17 protein-coding genes and 1 riboswitch are annotated in these 16,464 nt (G+C 67.0%); of the genes, 6 read left to right on the top strand and 11 right to left on the bottom strand.

Annotated features, from left to right (window positions below; translation table 11 throughout):
• Positions 1 to 11: 11 nt before the first annotated feature.
• From tolQ to ribD, 8 genes are all read right to left on the bottom strand, one after another.
• Positions 12 to 734, bottom strand: coding sequence for a protein TolQ (tolQ, locus tag QFZ83_RS15540; protein WP_013541940.1), 723 nt, complete (start codon positions 732 to 734; stop codon positions 12 to 14).
• Positions 731 to 1,189, bottom strand: a complete 459-nt coding sequence (locus QFZ83_RS15535; protein WP_013541939.1) for a YbgC/FadM family acyl-CoA thioesterase — start codon at positions 1,187 to 1,189, stop codon at positions 731 to 733. Before QFZ83_RS15535 ends, tolQ begins: the two co-directional genes overlap by 4 nt.
• Positions 1,190 to 1,250: 61 nt before the next feature.
• The gene (locus tag QFZ83_RS15530; RefSeq protein WP_307507910.1) at positions 1,251 to 2,447 is read right to left on the bottom strand and encodes a pyridoxal phosphate-dependent aminotransferase; all 1,197 of its coding nucleotides are present in this window, start codon (positions 2,445 to 2,447) and stop codon (positions 1,251 to 1,253) included.
• A complete protein-coding gene (nusB, locus tag QFZ83_RS15525; RefSeq protein WP_013541937.1) occupies positions 2,444 to 2,980 on the bottom strand; it encodes a transcription antitermination factor NusB in 537 nt (178 codons plus the stop codon). The genes QFZ83_RS15530 and nusB overlap by 4 nt, the downstream gene beginning before the upstream one ends.
• Entirely contained in the window at positions 2,977 to 3,438 is a 462-nt protein-coding gene (ribH, locus tag QFZ83_RS15520; RefSeq protein WP_306876919.1) for a 6,7-dimethyl-8-ribityllumazine synthase, read from the bottom strand. The genes nusB and ribH overlap by 4 nt, the downstream gene beginning before the upstream one ends.
• Before the next feature lie 6 nt (positions 3,439 to 3,444).
• Positions 3,445 to 4,602, bottom strand: coding sequence for a bifunctional 3,4-dihydroxy-2-butanone-4-phosphate synthase/GTP cyclohydrolase II (gene ribBA, locus QFZ83_RS15515; RefSeq protein WP_307507908.1), 1,158 nt, complete (start codon positions 4,600 to 4,602; stop codon positions 3,445 to 3,447).
• Positions 4,599 to 5,264 carry a riboflavin synthase gene (locus QFZ83_RS15510; protein WP_307507907.1) on the bottom strand — a complete coding sequence of 222 codons (666 nt, stop codon included), beginning with the start codon at positions 5,262 to 5,264 and terminating at the stop codon, positions 4,599 to 4,601. Before QFZ83_RS15510 ends, ribBA begins: the two co-directional genes overlap by 4 nt.
• 42 nt (positions 5,265 to 5,306) lie before the next feature.
• Positions 5,307 to 6,434, bottom strand: a complete 1,128-nt coding sequence (gene ribD, locus QFZ83_RS15505; protein ID WP_307507905.1) for a bifunctional diaminohydroxyphosphoribosylaminopyrimidine deaminase/5-amino-6-(5-phosphoribosylamino)uracil reductase RibD — start codon at positions 6,432 to 6,434, stop codon at positions 5,307 to 5,309.
• A gap of 189 nt (positions 6,435 to 6,623) precedes the next feature.
• Between ribD and pilV the strand changes: the two genes are divergently transcribed.
• The 6 genes from pilV to QFZ83_RS15475 are packed head-to-tail and all read left to right on the top strand — an operon-like array spanning position 6,624 to position 13,654.
• Positions 6,624 to 7,217 (top strand): type IV pilus modification protein PilV, encoded by a 594-nt coding sequence (gene pilV, locus QFZ83_RS15500; protein WP_307507903.1) that lies wholly within the window; start codon positions 6,624 to 6,626, stop codon positions 7,215 to 7,217.
• Entirely contained in the window at positions 7,198 to 8,178 is a 981-nt protein-coding gene (locus QFZ83_RS15495; protein ID WP_307507901.1) for a PilW family protein, read from the top strand. The genes pilV and QFZ83_RS15495 overlap by 20 nt, the downstream gene beginning before the upstream one ends.
• Positions 8,175 to 8,831, top strand: a complete 657-nt coding sequence (locus QFZ83_RS15490) for a PilX N-terminal domain-containing pilus assembly protein (protein ID WP_307507899.1) — start codon at positions 8,175 to 8,177, stop codon at positions 8,829 to 8,831. Before QFZ83_RS15495 ends, QFZ83_RS15490 begins: the two co-directional genes overlap by 4 nt.
• A gap of 13 nt (positions 8,832 to 8,844) precedes the next feature.
• The gene (locus tag QFZ83_RS15485) at positions 8,845 to 12,678 is read left to right on the top strand and encodes a pilus assembly protein (protein ID WP_307507896.1); all 3,834 of its coding nucleotides are present in this window, start codon (positions 8,845 to 8,847) and stop codon (positions 12,676 to 12,678) included.
• On the top strand, positions 12,675 to 13,085 hold the full coding sequence (locus tag QFZ83_RS15480) for a type IV pilin protein (RefSeq protein WP_306876906.1): 411 nt from the start codon (positions 12,675 to 12,677) through the stop codon (positions 13,083 to 13,085). Before QFZ83_RS15485 ends, QFZ83_RS15480 begins: the two co-directional genes overlap by 4 nt.
• Positions 13,082 to 13,654 (top strand): GspH/FimT family pseudopilin, encoded by a 573-nt coding sequence (locus QFZ83_RS15475; protein WP_306876905.1) that lies wholly within the window; start codon positions 13,082 to 13,084, stop codon positions 13,652 to 13,654. Before QFZ83_RS15480 ends, QFZ83_RS15475 begins: the two co-directional genes overlap by 4 nt.
• Before the next feature lie 19 nt (positions 13,655 to 13,673).
• Here the strand turns inward: QFZ83_RS15475 and nrdR are convergent, their stop codons facing one another.
• The 3 genes from nrdR to QFZ83_RS15460 all read right to left on the bottom strand — a co-directional run bounded on the left by nrdR (position 13,674) and on the right by QFZ83_RS15460 (position 16,429).
• Positions 13,674 to 14,117 carry a transcriptional regulator NrdR gene (gene nrdR, locus QFZ83_RS15470; protein WP_013541926.1) on the bottom strand — a complete coding sequence of 148 codons (444 nt, stop codon included), beginning with the start codon at positions 14,115 to 14,117 and terminating at the stop codon, positions 13,674 to 13,676.
• A gap of 18 nt (positions 14,118 to 14,135) precedes the next feature.
• The gene (gene glyA / locus QFZ83_RS15465) at positions 14,136 to 15,380 is read right to left on the bottom strand and encodes a serine hydroxymethyltransferase (RefSeq protein WP_307507894.1); all 1,245 of its coding nucleotides are present in this window, start codon (positions 15,378 to 15,380) and stop codon (positions 14,136 to 14,138) included.
• A 41-nt stretch (positions 15,381 to 15,421) separates the two neighbouring features.
• Positions 15,422 to 15,547, bottom strand: a riboswitch (ZMP/ZTP riboswitch).
• Between the two features lie 30 nt (positions 15,548 to 15,577).
• On the bottom strand, positions 15,578 to 16,429 hold the full coding sequence (locus tag QFZ83_RS15460) for a lytic transglycosylase domain-containing protein (RefSeq protein ID WP_307507891.1): 852 nt from the start codon (positions 16,427 to 16,429) through the stop codon (positions 15,578 to 15,580).
• Between the last annotated feature and the right edge of the window lie 35 nt (positions 16,430 to 16,464).

The raw sequence follows: 16,464 nt of genomic DNA, 5'->3' as shown, positions 1-16,464 counted from the left end.
TCGGACTCCGCTCAGCGGTTGGCCGGAGCCACCGTGGTTGCCGCGGCGGCCGCACCCGGGTTGGCCGAGAGGTTGCGCTGCAGGATGTTGGAGAACTCCTCGATGTAGGTCTCCAGGGCGATGGCGATCTTGTCGATCTCGCGGGCGAAGCGGTTGTAGCCGACCACCGCGGGAATCGCGGCGAAGAGGCCGATGGCGGTGGCCACCAGCGCTTCGGCAATGCCGGGCGCCACGGTGGCGAGCGTCACCTGCGTGAGCGCAGCCAGGCCGGTGAAGGCATGCATGATCCCCCAGACCGTGCCGAAGAGGCCGACATACGGCGACACCGAACCGACGGTGGCGAGGAACGAGAGGTTCTGTTCGGCCGCATCGAGCTCGCGCTGGAAGCTCGCACGCATCGCGCGGCGGGCGCCGTCCAGCAGCGTGGCGGGGTCGCTCACATGGCGTTCGCGCAGCTTTTGGTATTCGCGCATGCCCGAGGCGAAGATGCGCTCCATCGGTCCCGCGAACTTGGCGTTCTGGGCGGCCGAGGCGAACAGCTCGTTCAGGCTGGTGCCCGACCAGAACTCGCGCTCGAAATCGTCGTTCAGCGCGCGCATGCGCCGCAGCGCGAAGTACTTGCGGATGATCGCGGCCCAGCTGGCAATCGAGACGATCACGAGCAGCAGCACGACCATTTGCACCACGAAACTGGCGTGGAGCAGGAGGTTGATGATGGATAGATCTTGGTTCATGGCTTGAAAGGTTGAGTCATGGAGCCGCCGCAGCGCTCGAGGGTTCCCGAAACCCGGGAAGGGATGCGTGCGGGACGCAAAGTGGCGGCATTCACCCACCCGATACGGATCGTGCCTTCGCACAGCAAGACCGGTGCCGCGGCGCCGATTCGCTCTTGCTCTGTTTTTGATAGCACTTGCTGTCCGATTATCAATGAGGCAGTGCCCAATTGTTGAAGATCGGCTGTGACCAGCAGTTCGTCGTCGAGCCGGGAGGGCCGATGGTATTTGAGCTGCGTTTCGCTCACCACGAACTGGCCGCCGGTTTCTTCCTTGAGCTTGCGCTGCTCGACGCCCAGGGAGCGCAGCCACTCGGTGCGCCCGCGCTCCATGAACTTCAGGTAGTTGGCGTAGAACACGATGCCGCCGGCGTCGGTGTCTTCCCAGTAGACGCGGATCGGAAACGCGTAGCTCATCGGCATGCCTCCGTGCTTTGCACTGCGGCGCGAGCTTGCTTGGGGCGGCCCTGCGCTGCGCTCATTGCGCCCGGTTCTCGGCCATTGCGCGCAGACGCTCGACGGCTTCCTTCAGATGCTCCATCGAACTCGCGGTGGAGAAGCGCACGAACTTCGCCGTTTCTGCCGTGCCGAAATCGCGGCCGGGCGTCACGGCGACGTGGGCGCGTTTCATGGTCTCGAAGGCGAAATCCCAGCTGCCCGAGATGCCAAGCTTCTCGGCGAAGCTGGTGCAGTCGGCCCAGGCGTAGAAGGCGCCATCGGGCACCACGGGCACGTTCAGGCCCAGGGCGTCGAGTTGCGGAATGAACCAGTCGCGGCGCGCCTTGAACTCGGCGCGGCGGCGTTCGTACTCGGCGATGCTCGCGTCCTCGAAGCAGGCGAGCGCCGCATATTGCGACACCGTGCTCGCGCAGATGAAGAGGTTCTGCGCGAGGCGCTCGACCACCGGCACCAGCACTTCGGGCACCACCAGCCAGCCCAGGCGCCAGCCGGTCATGTTGAAGTACTTGCTGAAGCTGTTGATGCTGATGACGTTGTCGTCGATGGCCAGCGCCGTCTGCCCGAAGGCCTCGTCGTAGGACAGGCCCAGGTAGATCTCGTCGATCAGCGTGATGCCGCCGCGGTCGGACACGACCTTGTGGATGCGGCGCAGCTCGTCGGGCGCGATCGAGGTGCCGGTTGGGTTGGAGGGCGAGGCGAGCAGCACGCCGCGCGTCTTCTCGGTCCAGGCGGCCTCGACCTTGGCGGCGGTGAGCTGGAAGCGCTCTTCGGCCGTCGTCGGAATCAGCACCGCCTTGCCGTCCGCCGCACTCACGAAGTGGCGGTTGCAGGGATAGCTCGGGTCGGGCAGCAGGATCTCGTCACCCGATTCGATCAGCGCGAGGCAGGCGAGCTGCAGTGCGGCCGAGGCGCCGGCCGTGACGACGATGCGGCGGGCGGGCACGTCGACACCGAAACGCTGCGCGTACCAGCCGCTGATGCGCTCGCGTAAGTGGTCGAGGCCAGTCGCCTGCGTGTACTGCGTGGCGCCGGCACGCACGGCGCGCAGGGCGGCTTCCTGCACCAGCGGGGGCGCGGTGAAATCGGGCTCGCCGATGTTCAGGAAGATCATCGGCCGGTCGGTGTGGGCCACTTCGCGCGCCAGCGCCCCGGCGGCCTTCGCCACCTCCATCACATAAAAGGGCTCGATGCGCTCCGCGCGCGTCGAAATCCTCATGCTTTCGCCTTGCCGGAAGCGCGATCCGCTTCCACTTCGAGGGGGCGCAACTGCGGCGCGAGGCCGTTGAGCACCGCGTTCACGTACTTGTGGCCGTCGGTGCCGCCGAATTCCTTGGCGAGCTCGATGCATTCGTTGAGCACCACGCGCCACGGCACGTCGGGGCAGTTCTGGAACTCATACACGCCGATCCACATCACGGCGTGCTCGATGGGCGAGATTTCCTCGAACTTGCGGTCGAGCAGCGGGCGGATCAGCGCATCGAGCTGCTCGGCGTTATCGATCGAGCCGTGCAGCAGCGCGTCGTAATGTGCTGCATCGGCCTTGTGGAAGCCGGCGAGGTCGCGCGTGAAGTGGTCGATGTCGGTCGGGTCGTTGCGGCCCACCAGGTGCTGATAGAGCGCCTGCAGCGCGAACTCGCGCGCGCGGCTGCGGTTGGACTTGGCCGAAGCCTTGCGTGCGCCGGTGCTGGTGAGCCCCGTGCGCGACTGGCGGGGCTTGGCGCCGCCTGCCTTGGTGGTGTCTTCGGTCATGAAAGGGTGGCCAGCAGTTGCGCCATCTCGACGGCGACCTGGGCTGCATCGCGGCCCTTGTCGGTCTGCCGTGCGACGGCCTGCGCTAGGTTTTCGGTGGTGAGGATCGCGTTGGCGATGGGAAGGCGGTAATCGAGCGCGATGCGGCTCACGCTCGCGCCCGATTCGTTGGCCACCAGTTCGAAGTGGTAGGTCTCGCCGCGGATGATGCAGCCCAGCGCGACGAGCGCGTGGTAGCCGCCGCGCTCGGCCAGCGCCTGCAGCGCCACGGGCACTTCGAGGGCGCCGGGCACCTTCACATGATGGATGTCGGACGCGGCCACGCCGAGCGATTCGAGTTCGGCGAGGCAGGCCGCAGCCAGCGCGTCGGTGATGTCGGCGTTGAAGCGCGCCTGCACGATGCCGATGCGGAGGCCCTTGCCATTGAGCGTTGTCTCGCCCTTGTTTGAACCTTGCATGGTCGTTCAGTCTTTCGTCAGGTAGCCGGCGATTTCCAGGCCGTAGCCTGCTGCCATGCTCGGCATGCGACGTGGCGTGCCCAGCAGGTTCATCTTGTGCACGCCGCATTCGCGCAGGATCTGCGCGCCGATGCCGTAGCTGCGCAGGTCCATGCGGCCGCGCTCGGGGGCTTGCGCGGGACGCGCGGTGCCGTCGAATTGCGCGAGCAGCTCGCCGGCGGTTTCGCCGCAATTGAGCAGCACGGCCACGCCCTTGCCTTCGGTCGCGATGTGCGAAAGGCTGGCGTCCAGGCTCCAGGAGTGCAGCGAGCGGTTGATTTCGAGCGCGTCGAGCACCGAAAGCGGCTCGTGCACGCGCACCGACACCGTGTCTTCAGGCGCCCACTTGCCGCGCACGAGCGCGAGATGCACGCCGCGGCTGGGCTTGTCGATGAAGGCGTGGGCGGTGAAATTGCCCCAGGCGGTTTGAATTTCGCGGCAGCCGACCTTCTCGACCAGCGATTCGACGCGGCTGCGGTGCTCGATGAGCGCGGCGATGGTGCCGATCTTGAGGCCGTGCTCGGCCGCGAAGATCTGCAGGTCGGGCAGGCGGGCCATGGTGCCGTCTTCGTTCATCACCTCGCAGATCACCGAGGCGGGCGAGCAGCCGGCCATGGCGGCCAGGTCGCAACCCGCTTCGGTATGGCCGGCGCGCATGAGCACGCCGCCGTCCACCGCCTGCAGCGGGAAGATGTGGCCGGGCTGCACGAGATCGGCGGCCACGGCATTCGGCGCCACGGCGGCCTGCACGGTGCGGGCGCGGTCGGCGGCCGAGATGCCGGTGGTGACGCCCTCGGCGGCTTCGATGGAAACAGTGAAGGCCGTCGAATGCTTCGCGCCGTTGCGCTGCACCATCGGCGGCAACTGCAGGCGCTCGCACATTTCGCGCGAAAGCGTGAGGCAGATCAGGCCGCGCGCATGGCGGGCCATGAAGTTGATGGATTCGGGGGTGATGTGGTCGGCCGCGATGACGATGTCACCTTCGTTCTCCCGGTCTTCCTCGTCCACAAGGATCACCATGCGGCCGGCAGCCAGCTCGGCGACGATCTCCTCGACCGATGAAATGGGGGCTGGCGCGCGCGCGGCGCTCGGGGCGGCGCCGATGGGCGTGACGGAGGCATTCATTCGGCGGTGTCCTTGGAATACGTGGAAGCCTGGGGGACCAGGACGCCCGCCTGGAGCATGCGCTCCACGTAGCGCGCCACGGTATCGATTTCGAGATTGACCTTCGAGCCGGCCTTGAGGCCGCCGAGGGAGGTGTTGTCCACCGTGTGCGGGATCAGGTTGATGCTGATCTCGGCGCCGTCTTCGGTGTCTTTCACGCTGTTGACGGTGAGGCTCACGCCGTTGATGGTGATCGAGCCCTTGTAGGCGAGAAAGCGGGCGAGGGCGGGCGGTGCGACCACGCGCAACTCCCAGCTTTCGCCGACCGGCTCGAAGAAGCTCACTGTGCCGATGCCGTCCACATGGCCCGAGACGATGTGGCCGCCGAGGCGGTCGCTTGCGCGCAGGGCCTTCTCGAGGTTGATGCGGCTGCCCTCGTCGGTCAGGCCGGCAGTCTTGTCGAGGGATTCGGCGGAAATGTCGATGGTGAACAGTTGCTGCTCGGGAACGAGCGTGGTGACGGTCATGCAGGCGCCGTTCAGCGCGATGCTGTCGCCCAGCCCGACATCGTCGAGATAGCCGTCAGGCACCGCAATGCTGAGTCTTTTGCCGTAGGAGGAGGAGGTGCCGAGGTCGTGGATGGCGGCGATGCGCCCCACGCCGGTGATGATTCCGGTGAACATTCGCACATTTTCGCAGAGAACGAAGCCCGTTCGGGCCGAACGCTAGAACCTGTCCCTTCCCGTCACCCGCGCCACGATGCGAAGGTCCGGTGCGAACATGTCCACGGACTTGAATTCCAGGGGGAGAACGCCCGCCAGCGAGGTGAGCGGACCGTCTGCGTGAATGTGACTGGCCATGTCGAGCCCTTGGCCGATCAGCTTGGGCGCGAGGTAGACCAGCAGTTCGTCGACGCAGCCCTCGCGAATCAGCGAGCCATTGAGCTTGTGGCCCGACTCGACGTGCAGCTCGTTGACGCCGCGCGCTGCTAAATCTTTCAGCATCGCGCCCAGATCGACCTTGCCGTCGGCATTGGCAAGGCAAGTGACCGTGGCGCCGCGGGCTTCCAGCGCGGCAGCCTTGGCTTCGTCCCGTACGGCCGCGTAGATCCACACCGGGCGGCCTGCTATGAATATGTGAGCGTCCGGCGGTGTCTGGAGGCGACTGTCAACGACGACCAGATGCGGCTGGCGCGGCGTCGGGACCAGACGTACGTCCAGGCGCGGGTTGTCTTCGAGCACCGTGCCGACGCCGGTCAGCACAGCGCTCGCGCGGGCGCGCCAGGCGTGGCCATCGGCGCGCGCGGGCTCGGAGGTTATCCATTGGCTCACGCCGTTTTCAAGGCCCGTCTTGCCGTCCAGCGAAGCCGCCACCTTGAGACGCACCCACGGCGTCTTGCGCACCATGCGGCTGAAGAAGCCGATGTTGAGCTCGCGCGATTCGTCGGCGCCGGGGCCGACCTCGACCTCGATACCCGCCGCACGCAGCCGATCGAAGCCCTGGCCCGCGACCAGTGGGTTCGGATCGGCCAACGACGCCACGACCCGCCCGATGCCCGCCGCGATCAGCGCATCGCAGCAAGGCCCGGTGCGGCCGTGGTGCGAACAGGGCTCCAGCGTGACGTACGCCGTCGCGCCTTCGACCGAGTGACCTTGCGCCGCCGCATCGCGCAGCGCCATCACCTCGGCATGCGGACCGCCGGCCTTCTGCGTATGCCCCTGACCCAGCACGCGCCCATCGGCGTCGCACAGCACGCAGCCCACGCGCGGGTTCGGATCGGTCAGCAGCAAGGCGTCGGACGCCAGGCGCAAGGCTGCCGCGATGTGCTGCGCGTCTTGTTCGTGTGAAGGCATGGGAGTGGAAGAGGCAGGACGGGGGCGGGACGGGGAAAAATTTAACACCGGTGCCGTTCGATCATACGAGCGGCATACCGATGCGGATGAACGGTGCGCGCCCAGTCGCAAGCGGCCTCTACGCTCGAAGTTCGATGGCGGGAATAAAGAAGCAACACAAGTTGCAGCAGATCAGGGAGGACATCGAACATGGCTTCAACGAAGCATCGGGCCGCGGGCTTTTCGCTCGTGGAGGTATTGGTATCCATCGTCGTGCTGAGCCTGGGACTGCTCGGCACGATCGGCATGCTGCTGGCGTCGGTGCGCACCAGCAACGAGTCGGCAACCTTCACGGCAGCGCTCAATCTGGCGCGCGATCTGTCGGAGAAGGCGCGGATGAACAAAGGCGTCGCTGCGCGCAACGACGCGGGCAATGCCTACCTTGTCGAAGACTGGCGCGAGGGCGGCGCATCGGAAGTCGCCTCCACCGGCGCGGCCTGCGTGGGAGGCGGCGCGGTTTGCACCACGGCGGACCTCGCGGCATGGGACATGAACGAGTGGCAGCGCCGCATCGCCAAGGCGCTGCCCGATGCGCGCGTCAGCGTGTGCTTCGACGAGGCGCCCTGGAACGCGGCAGCCGATGAGTACACCTGGACATGCAGCAAGACCGGCCGCACCGTGGTCGTGAAGCTCGGCTGGACGCCTCGCGCCGGCCTCGGTGCGAAGGCGGATTCATCGTCGGCGCCGCGGCTGGTGATGCAACTGGTCGCAGGGCGGGTGCGCGATGGCCAGTCGGGTTCCTGAGTTCGCCGGCCGCGTGCGTGAACGCGGGGTGACGCTGGTCGAGCTGCTGGTCGCGACGGCCGTTGCGCTGGTCGTCGTGCTCGCGGCCACGGCCGCCTTTGTCGCCAGCCAGCGCTTGTTCACGGCCGATGCCGATGCGCAGGCGGTGGAGGAGTCGCTGAGGTTCGCGGGCTTCGTCGTCAGGAGCGTCGCGCGGCAGGCGGGCTATTCCGACCACGCGCCCGAGGCCAGGGAATCCCAAGGGTCCGAGGGCGCGGCAGGCAGCACGGGAACCACGGCATCGTCGGGCGACCCCGCCGACCTCGATATCGTGGGCGCGAGCGACACCCGCGTCAGCGGCGTCGGCGACAGCCACGGCGCGCACGGCACGCGCGGGATCAACGCAAGCGATTCGCTGCGGGTCCGCTTCTTCGGCCGCAGCCGTTCCGATGGCGACGGCACCGAGCCCGACGGCACCATGATCGATTGCATGGGTTTCGCCCAGCCCGGTCCGGCGGCGGACACGCCCGTCTCCGCAGACCGCGCCTGGAGTTTTTTCTATGTCGCCGAAGCCGCCGACAGGGAACCCGAGCTCTACTGCAAGTACCGCAGCGCAAGGGGCGGGGCGTTCAGTGCGCAACCGCTGGCGCGGGGCATCGAGGTGTTCAAGGTCGTCTACGGCCACGACGCCGACGGCAACGGCGCCCCCGAGCAGTGGCTGGATGCCGTGCAGCTCGAAGCCATGGCCGCCTCCGGAGACAAGGTCGCCGACGAATGGCGCAAGGTGGTTGGTCTGCGCATCGGCATGGTGGCGCGCAGCGCCCACGGCCGGGGCGAGCGGCAGGAGGCGGAGGAGGTGCTCTATCCGCTGGGCACCGATTTCTCCGAGCTCAGCTTCAGGCCCGCGGCCGATGGCCGGCTGCGGCGCGTGGCGACCTTCACGGTGATGCTGCGCAACGCGTTGAGGGCGCCGGCGTCGTGAGCCCGCGCCGTCTTTCGCCGCCGCAGCGGGGCTTTTCGCTGATCGTCGTGCTGCTGCTTCTCGTCGTGGCCACCGTGCTGGGCGTCGGCGCGGCGCAGGTCTCGCTGGTCAACGAGCGCAGCGCCCGCAACGACCGCGATGCCGAGGTGGCATTCCAGGCCGCCGAGGCTGCCCTTGTCGATGCTGAAACCGATGTGCTCGGGCCCAACGAGAACCCACGGCAGCGCCTCTGCCTTTTCAATCGCTCCGATGCGACGGCCTTCGCCGCGGGGTGCGGTGGCGACGGCGAGCAGCAGGGGCTGTGCGCGCCCGCCGAGCCGGGCGCCGATCCGGCGTGGGTGAGCGTCGACCTTTCGGCCGGGAGCGGCAAGTCAGTTGCCTACGGCACCTTCACGGGCCAGACCTATTTCAGCGGCGACGCCGCCACCGGCAGCCACGCCGGTGCGCTACCGGCCCGCGCACCGCGCTACATCGTGGAAGCCGTTCGCAGCCGCGGCAGCTGGCAGGCCAATGTGCTGCAGAGCGCGAGTGCCCAGGACGCCAGCTACATCTTTCGCGTCACGGCCGTCGGCTACGGCATGCGCGAAGAGACACAGGTCGTTCTGCAGACCACCTTGTACAAACCGGCGGCCGGCCTTGGCTGCCCTTCCTGAGGACGGGACCTTCATGCGCTTTCTTCGAATTTGCGCGATGGCGGCCTTCGCCGCCACGTGCGCCCATGCCGTGACGACGGCCAACGCAGCCGACGCGGAGCTCCCGAGCGAGCCGATGTTCTCGCTGGCTTCACGCGCCGACCCGGGGCTGGTGATCGATCTTTCGCTGAAGCGCGCGAACGCCGGCGCCGCGTACCGCGACAGCTTCGATGCAAAGAAAACTTATGGCGGTTACTGGGACGCGATGGGTTGCTACAGCTATGCGGCGGGCGACGGTTACTTCAAGCGCTCGTCCGCGGCAACGAGGCTGAGCAGCGGAGAAATCGCCTGCGCCAACCAGTGGAGCGGCAACCTGCTGAACTGGGCGGTGTCGTCTTCCCTCGACGGGGTGCGCCTCGCGTTGACGGGTGGTGACCGTGTGATCGACGAACCGGGCCGCACGGTGTTGCAGCGCGCGGTGCTGCCGGAGGACTTTCATCGCAGCGCCCACTTCCCCGGCAAGGCGGTCATCGGCAACCTGAACAGGCTCACGCCACTCGTCACGGGCGCACGCGGCGCGGTGCTTGCGACGGACACGCTGCACTTCAGCAACTGCCTCGATCGATTCGTCGTCGGAGCAGCCGCTGCAGGTACTTGCTCGGCGCCGGGCGGCACGCCTTACATCGCGCGCGTCGAGGTGTGCACGGCGGCGGAGGTGGTGGTGCGTCCCGGGCTGTGCGCCAGATACCCGAATGGCAACTCCAAGCCTGTGGGCGCCGTCCAGCGCTACGCGGGCCGGATGAAGTTCTCCGTCTTCGGCTATTTGCCGGACGACGACCCCGCACGCTATGGCGGCGTGCTGCGCGCACCAATGAAGCACGTCGGGCCCAGAAAGATCGACACCACTTTCGACACAGTCGACAACCCGCAAGCGGAGTGGAATGCGACAACGGGCGTGTTCAAGGCCGACACAGCGGAGAGCCCTGGGGTCGTCAACGCCATCAACCGTTTCGGGCGCAACGGCGTCCGGCAAGGCGCCTACAGCACGTTCGATCCTGCAGGCGAGCTCTACTACGAGTCGCTGCGCTACCTGCAGGGCAAGGCGCCGACGCCGCAGGCGGTCGCCGGTAGCGACAGCCCTCGAAGTCATGGCGATCCCACCGCCGTCAGCTGCCAGAGAAACGATGTCCTGATGATCGGCGATGCCGACACCCACTACGACCGTTCCTTGCCCGGCATGTCGAGGGGGAACTCCATCGGCGATTTTGATCGCAGCTTCAGCATCGCTGCCCATGAGCCCGACACGGCCTATTGGACAGGTCTGGTCGGCGCCTTTGAAAACAGGGAGGCGCTTGCCTATGCGCACCCATCGGGCAAGGCGGGGCTCACCACTGGCGGCAACGAGGGGCCGCGGGCGTTCAACTACAAGGGCGGCACGCCGTTGACCTCGGCCGACATCGCGAGCGCGGAAACCGGCGCAGACAAAGGATCGTTCGGGATGGCGGGCCTGGCGTACTGGGCCCGCACGCAGAAGATCCGCAGCGACCACACGGGCTTGCGCGTGCAGACCTTTGCCATCGACATGGGGCAGGGCGGCGCGAGCGCCATCCGGCAGAGGCAACGCGGCAGCGTTTTCTATCTGGCCGCGAAGTACGGCGGTTTTGCCGACAGCAACGACGACGGCAATCCGTTCCTGGCGGCGGGCGGCGGTTCCGAATGGGCCGAAGGCCTTGACGGCGACAACCAGCCCAAGCCCGCCAACTACTTCCTGGCCGGTGAACCGGCGCAAATGACCGAGGCCATCCGCCGGATTTTCCTGCGCGTCGTGGCCCCGGCTGGTGGTGCCACGGCGGGGAGCGCCATTTCGTCGAACACGATCGCACAGTCCGGCGCGAACCTCTACGTGCCGCAGTTCAACGGGCGACGCTGGTCGGGCACGCTGCTGTCGTATCCCCTCCAGCCGGATGCGGCGACCGGTACGGTGCGGCGCGCCGACAAGCCCGACTGGGACGCCGGCGAGCTGCTGACCGGCAATCCGAACGCCGTGCCGCCCGTGGCCGCGCGCGATGTCGCGAGCAGGCGCATCTTTACGCTCTCGACGGCCGACGTCGGCACGCCGTTCCAGTGGGAGGCGCTCGACAGGGGGCTGCGCGGTTGGCTGAATGCGACGCCGTATGTCGTGCCCGATGTCTCCGACGGCCTGGGCGCCGAGCGGCTGGCCTATCTGCGCGGGGACCGGCGGCGGGAACTGTCCGCGCCGCAAGGCCTCTTTCGCGTGCGCGACTCGGTCATGGGCGACGTGACCAATTCGAACCCGGTGCATGTCGGGCCACCCAGCCTCGCGATTCAGGAACCGGGGCACGAACGTTTTCTGGCCGCCTATCGCGACCGGCCGCCCGTCGTGTACGTCGGCGCCAACGACGGCATGCTGCATGCCTTTGACGCACGCACCGGGGACGAACTCTTCGCCTACGTGCCGCGCATCATGTTCGCCCGCCTGGCGGCCTACACCTCGCCGGACTATGTGCACCGCAGCTACGTCGACGGAACGCCCGTCGTCGGCGACGCCCGCATGGCCGATGGCGCGTGGAAGACCGTGCTGGTTTCTGGCAATGGCGGCGGCGCGACTGGCGTCTTCGCGCTCGACGTGACGGACCCCGCGACGTTCTCGGCGGACAAGGTGCTCTGGGAATTCAGCGGCGCGTACGACGACGACATGGGCCACGTGACCCAGGCGCCGCGCATCATGAAGTTCCGAACCGCGGCAGCCACCAGAACCCGGGCGGCGACCTACGGCTGGTTTGCTGTCGTTCCCTCGGGCTTCAACAACGCCAATCCCGAAAAGCGGGCCGCACTGTTCCTGCTGTCGCTGGACAAGCCCGCAGGCGAGGCCTGGAAGCAGAACACCAACTACTACAAGATCGTTCTGCCGGCCCCTGCGGACAAAACCCTCGTGAATGCGTTGAGCACGCCGAGCGACTACGCGGGCGCGGACGACGCCACGCGCTTTCTCTACGCAGGCGACACGCAGGGCAATCTGTGGAAGTTCGACTTCTCTGGCAATGCACCGTGGGGCGCCAAGGCATTGGCGCTGAACGGCAAACCCCTGATGGTCGCCATGTCCGGCAGCGGCGCGGATGCGAAGCGGCAGCCGATCACCGTCGCGCCCGAGGTCGGCGTGGGTCCTGAGGGCGGCGCGATCGTCCTCTTCGGAACCGGAAAGTTCGTGAGCCCCGAAGACCTGGGGCGTTCGAGCCGGGGCGTGCAGACGATGTACGGCGTGTACGACAACGGCGTGGCCATTCCCGCCGGCGAAGCGCGCGTGCAGTTGCAGCAGCGCAAGACCGGCGCTGTGGATGGGCAGGCATTCCCGCCAGTCACCGGCGATGCTTTTGTCTATGGCGCGTTCGATGGCAAGACGAATGCTCGCCGCGGCTGGTATTTCGACCTGCCGGCGGGGCCCGAACGGGGCGAGCGGATGGTCTTCAAGCCGGTGCTGGGCGACGGCCAGTTGTTCTTCAACACGCTGATTCCCGATTCAGGCGCATGCAGCGCAGACGGCGGTGGCCGCACCTGCGCGGTGAATGCGATGACAGGGCTCTCGCAGGGCGGCGCTTGCGTGCCATCGAGTGCCGGCATGCTGGGTGCGCCTCATCTGGTGCAGCTGGCCACAACCGGTGTCGGGGCCACCGATGCATTCGGGCGCCGCCCGGAAACGAAGCGCCTCGCCATCGTCAGCACGGGCGCGCGCAGCAGCCGGGGCGCAGGCCTCTCGACCGCGCAGCCCGTCGGCGACAGCAACGTGGGCCAGACCGGCAGACGGCTGAACTGGCGACAGATCTCCGACTACCGGAGGGGCAAGCAATGAGAACCCCTGTGCTTCGCGGTTTCACGCTGATCGAGATGCTGATCGTGGTGGCCATCGCCGCGATCCTGGCGGCCATCTCCTATCCGTCATACATGGATTTCGTTCGCAAAGGCTGGCGCAGCGAGGGGCGTTCCGCGCTCATGCAGCAGATGCAGGAGCAGGAGCGCCTCTATACCCGGGTGGGGCGATACCGGCCCTACGAGGGCGAGTCGGGCGATGGGGGCGTGGGCGGCAAGTACACCGTCAAGAGCGCCAATTGCGAAGGGCGAGGGAGCATCACTGGCTGCATTCGGCTGACGGCCACGCTGAAGCCGGGGTTCTCCGATCCCCACGTCGGCAATCTCTGGGTCGACAGCACGGGTGGCAAAGGATGCGACGGGACGCTGCCCGGCAGGTGCTGGCAATGAAGCGCGGCAACACGACACCGATCGGCGGCTTCACGCTGATCGAACTGATGGCGATCGTTGCCATCGTCGCGGTGCTGGCGGCCATCGGCGTGCCGAGCTTTCGCGACATGCTGCTCAACCAGCGTCTGGCGACGGCTGCGCAGGGTTTCAATGCGGCGCTGGGCTTTGCGCGCATGGAAGCCATTCAGCGCGCGCAGGGCGTGGAGGTGGCTGCACTCGCGGGCGGCGACTGGTCCGAAGGCTGGGTGGTCCGAACAGGTTCCGACGCATCGTCCTCCACGCAGAGCCAAACACAAACGCTGCGGCGCTTCGACCGATTGCCGCAGGGCGTGAGCATCGACACGACACTCGGCGGCGGCTTTGCGCAAGGCCTGCGCTACGACGGCAACGGGTTCTCGCGCCAGACCGCGAGGGCCAGTTTCAGCGCGGGCTGCCTGACGTTCAAGGCCGAGACGGGGCGCAGGGCCTCGGTCATCGTCTCGGCGTCGGGCCGGGCGAAGGTCTGCAATCCGGATGTGAGCGGCGATTGCGGCTCGGGGGCGTGCGCCAGGGGAGAAGGCGGCGCCTGAAGAAAACTGCCCTTGGGAGTCAGATGTCCCGCAGCAACTGCCGGAACTCGTCCACGTCCTCGAAGCTGCGGTACACCGAGGCAAAGCGAACGTAGGCGACCTTGTCCAGGCGCTTGAGCTCGCGCATCACCAGTTCGCCGACTTTCGTCGAATCGATTTCGCGCAGGCCGCTGGCCAGGAGCTTCTGCTCGATCCGCAAGAGAGCGGTGTCGATCTGCTCGATGCTCACCGGACGCTTGCGCAGCGCCAGCATCATCGAGGCGCGCACCTTGGAGGAATCGAAGTCGGCGCGGCTGCCATCCTTCTTCACGACCACGGGGAAGTTGACGTCGGGGCGCTCGTAGGTGGTGAAGCGCTTGTCGCAGGCGCTGCACTGGCGGCGCCTGCGGACGAAGTCGGCGTCTTCCGAAACGCGGGTCTCCACGACCTGCGTTTCAAGATGACCGCAAAAAGGGCATTTCATGCGGTCGGGCCGTGCAGATCAGCGATAGACGGGGAAGCGGCTCGTCAGCGCGTGCACCTTGGCGCGCACCGCGTCGATGTTCGCCGTGTCGCGCGGGTTCTCGAGCACATCTGCGACCAGGTTGGCGGTGATGCGGGCTTCTTCGTCCTTGAAGCCGCGGGTGGTCATGGCCGGGGTGCCGATGCGCACACCGCTGGTGACCATCGGCTTTTCGGGGTCGTTCGGAATCGCGTTCTTGTTGATCGTCATGTGGGCGCTGCCCAGCACGGCTTCGGCTTCCTTGCCGGTGATGCCCTTCGAACGCAGGTCGACCAGCATGACGTGGCTCTCGGTGCGGCCGCTCACGATGCGGAGGCCCCGCTCGGTGAGCGTGTCGGCCACGATCTTGGCGTTCTTGACCACCTGTTGCTGGTAGGCCTTGAACTCGGGCGTCATCGCTTCCTTGAACGCGACGGCCTTGGCGGCGATCACGTGCATCAGAGGGCCGCCTTGCAGGCCCGGGAAGATCGCGCTGTTGATCGCCTTCTCGTGCTGCGACTTCATCAGGATGATGCCGCCGCGCGGGCCGCGCAGGCTCTTGTGGGTGGTGGAGGTCACGATGTCGGCGTGCGGCACCGGATTGGGGTACACGCCCGCGGCCACGAGGCCGGCGTAGTGGGCGATGTCGACCATGAAGATCGCGCCCACGTCCTTCGCCACCTTGGCGAAGCGCTCGAAGTCGATGTGCAGCGAGTAGGCCGAGGCGCCCGCGATGATCAGCTTGGGCATGTGCTCGTGCGCCTTGCGTTCCATCGCGTCGTAGTCGATGGCTTCGTTGGCGTCCAGGCCATAGCTCACCACGTTGAACCACTTGCCGCTCATGTTGAGTGGCATGCCGTGGGTCAGGTGGCCGCCTTCGGCCAGGCTCATGCCCATGATGGTGTCGCCAGGCTTGAGGAACGCCAGCATCACGGCTTCGTTGGCCGAGGCGCCGCAATGCGGCTGCACGTTAGCGGCGTCGGCACCGAAGATCTGCTTGACGCGGTCGATGGCCAGTTGCTCGGCCACGTCGACGTGCTCGCAGCCGCCGTAGTAGCGCTTGCCCGGATAGCCTTCGGCGTACTTGTTAGTGAGCTGCGAGCCTTGGGCCTGCATGACGGCCGGCGAGGCGTAGTTCTCGCTCGCGATCAGCTCGATGTGATGTTCCTGGCGCGCGTTTTCGGCTTGGATGGCGGCCCAGATCTCGGGATCGGTCTGTTCGACCAGGATATTGCGTTGGTACATGGCAGTCCTTTGAAGACGAGGTCCTTGTTCTTCAACCAAACAAGGGCTGCCCAGGCGAACGGCTGAACGCCTGTTGTGGTCAGGCGGCACGCTTCCCAGTGGTATTCCACGTCAGCGCGTGGCACCTTGTTCAGGTGCTGCGCCTATCGCCAGTCGCGTACGGGGCCGAGTGTAGCTCACACCCGGCCAAGCCAGCTTCAGGAAACCGCGGAAAGCAGGGCGACCTTTGCGGGTTCCGAGCCTTCCTCGGCCTTGATCGGCGCCGGTGCCGGCGTCACGATCGGAATCGGCTGGGCACGCACGGTCGTGCGGGGCGGTTGCACCGACGGTGCACGGCCGTTGGCGACCTGCAGCAGGCGCTCGTGCTCGGCCATCACCTTGCTGGCGTAGCCGCCGTCGTCTTCAAGGTTGGCCGCGCCCACGTAGTAGCGCAGGCCCCCTTCGAGCGAGCCGGCGCGGGAGATGCATTCCTGCAGCACCTTCACGCCGACGCGCATGTTGGTCACCGGGTCGAAGGCGGTGAGCGTGCCGCCCGCGCTTTCGTACTTGTCGCCGTGCACGCGCGTCATGACTTGCATCAGGCCCTGGGCGCCGACGTGGCTCTGGGCGAACGGGTTGAAGCTGGACTCCACGGCCATGATGGCCAGGATCAGCGTCGGGTCGAGCTTGGTGCGCTTGCCGATGTTGTAGGCCTCGGCCACGAGCACGCTCAGCGGTTCGGCCGCCACGCTGTATTTCTTGCTCAGCCAGTACGCCACGGCCGCCTGCTGCTTGGGCAGGTCGCCGGGGCTCGCGGCCGTGGTGCGCTCGATCGCGGTCGGCTCCAGGTCGGTGACTTCAGGCGCGGGCTTGCGCGACTGCAGCCAGCCCATGAGCTGTTCCTCGCCGGTCTGGCGCAGATCGGGCCGTGCCACGAGGGCGAGGGCCGCGAACACGATGGCCAAACCGACCAACGCGAACCCGTTGTGGGTGATTTCAAAAAAGCCGTCTGCCACATCGGACACAAAGGTCCTCAGCCCGCGGGCTGTGGCATCAAACGCCTTGTTCATCGCTCTTCCTTTCTGTGCGGCACCTGCTCGCAGCG

This window comes from Variovorax sp. W1I1, from assembly GCF_030815625.1.
GTDB classification, from domain to species: domain Bacteria; phylum Pseudomonadota; class Gammaproteobacteria; order Burkholderiales; family Burkholderiaceae_C; genus Variovorax; species Variovorax paradoxus_C.
Note: the sequence above shows the minus strand (reverse complement) of the source record. Positions and strands in the feature narration are given on the sequence as shown.

Excerpts from the sequence above, each read along its gene's own strand:
- tolQ (WP_013541940.1), bottom strand. The coding sequence starts at position 734 with ATGAACCAAGATCTATCCATCATCAACCTCCTGCTCCACGCCAGTTTC.
- QFZ83_RS15535 (WP_013541939.1), bottom strand. The coding sequence starts at position 1,189 with ATGAGCTACGCGTTTCCGATCCGCGTCTACTGGGAAGACACCGACGCC.
- QFZ83_RS15530 (WP_307507910.1), bottom strand. The coding sequence starts at position 2,447 with ATGAGGATTTCGACGCGCGCGGAGCGCATCGAGCCCTTTTATGTGATG.
- nusB (WP_013541937.1), bottom strand. The coding sequence starts at position 2,980 with ATGACCGAAGACACCACCAAGGCAGGCGGCGCCAAGCCCCGCCAGTCG.
- ribH (WP_306876919.1), bottom strand. The coding sequence starts at position 3,438 with ATGCAAGGTTCAAACAAGGGCGAGACAACGCTCAATGGCAAGGGCCTC.
- ribBA (WP_307507908.1), bottom strand. The coding sequence starts at position 4,602 with ATGAATGCCTCCGTCACGCCCATCGGCGCCGCCCCGAGCGCCGCGCGC.
- QFZ83_RS15510 (WP_307507907.1), bottom strand. The coding sequence starts at position 5,264 with ATGTTCACCGGAATCATCACCGGCGTGGGGCGCATCGCCGCCATCCAC.
- ribD (WP_307507905.1), bottom strand. The coding sequence starts at position 6,434 with ATGCCTTCACACGAACAAGACGCGCAGCACATCGCGGCAGCCTTGCGC.
- pilV (WP_307507903.1), top strand. The coding sequence starts at position 6,624 with ATGGCTTCAACGAAGCATCGGGCCGCGGGCTTTTCGCTCGTGGAGGTA.
- QFZ83_RS15495 (WP_307507901.1), top strand. The coding sequence starts at position 7,198 with ATGGCCAGTCGGGTTCCTGAGTTCGCCGGCCGCGTGCGTGAACGCGGG.
- QFZ83_RS15485 (WP_307507896.1), top strand. The coding sequence starts at position 8,845 with ATGCGCTTTCTTCGAATTTGCGCGATGGCGGCCTTCGCCGCCACGTGC.
- QFZ83_RS15480 (WP_306876906.1), top strand. The coding sequence starts at position 12,675 with ATGAGAACCCCTGTGCTTCGCGGTTTCACGCTGATCGAGATGCTGATC.
- QFZ83_RS15475 (WP_306876905.1), top strand. The coding sequence starts at position 13,082 with ATGAAGCGCGGCAACACGACACCGATCGGCGGCTTCACGCTGATCGAA.
- nrdR (WP_013541926.1), bottom strand. The coding sequence starts at position 14,117 with ATGAAATGCCCTTTTTGCGGTCATCTTGAAACGCAGGTCGTGGAGACC.
- glyA (WP_307507894.1), bottom strand. The coding sequence starts at position 15,380 with ATGTACCAACGCAATATCCTGGTCGAACAGACCGATCCCGAGATCTGG.
- QFZ83_RS15460 (WP_307507891.1), bottom strand. The coding sequence starts at position 16,429 with ATGAACAAGGCGTTTGATGCCACAGCCCGCGGGCTGAGGACCTTTGTG.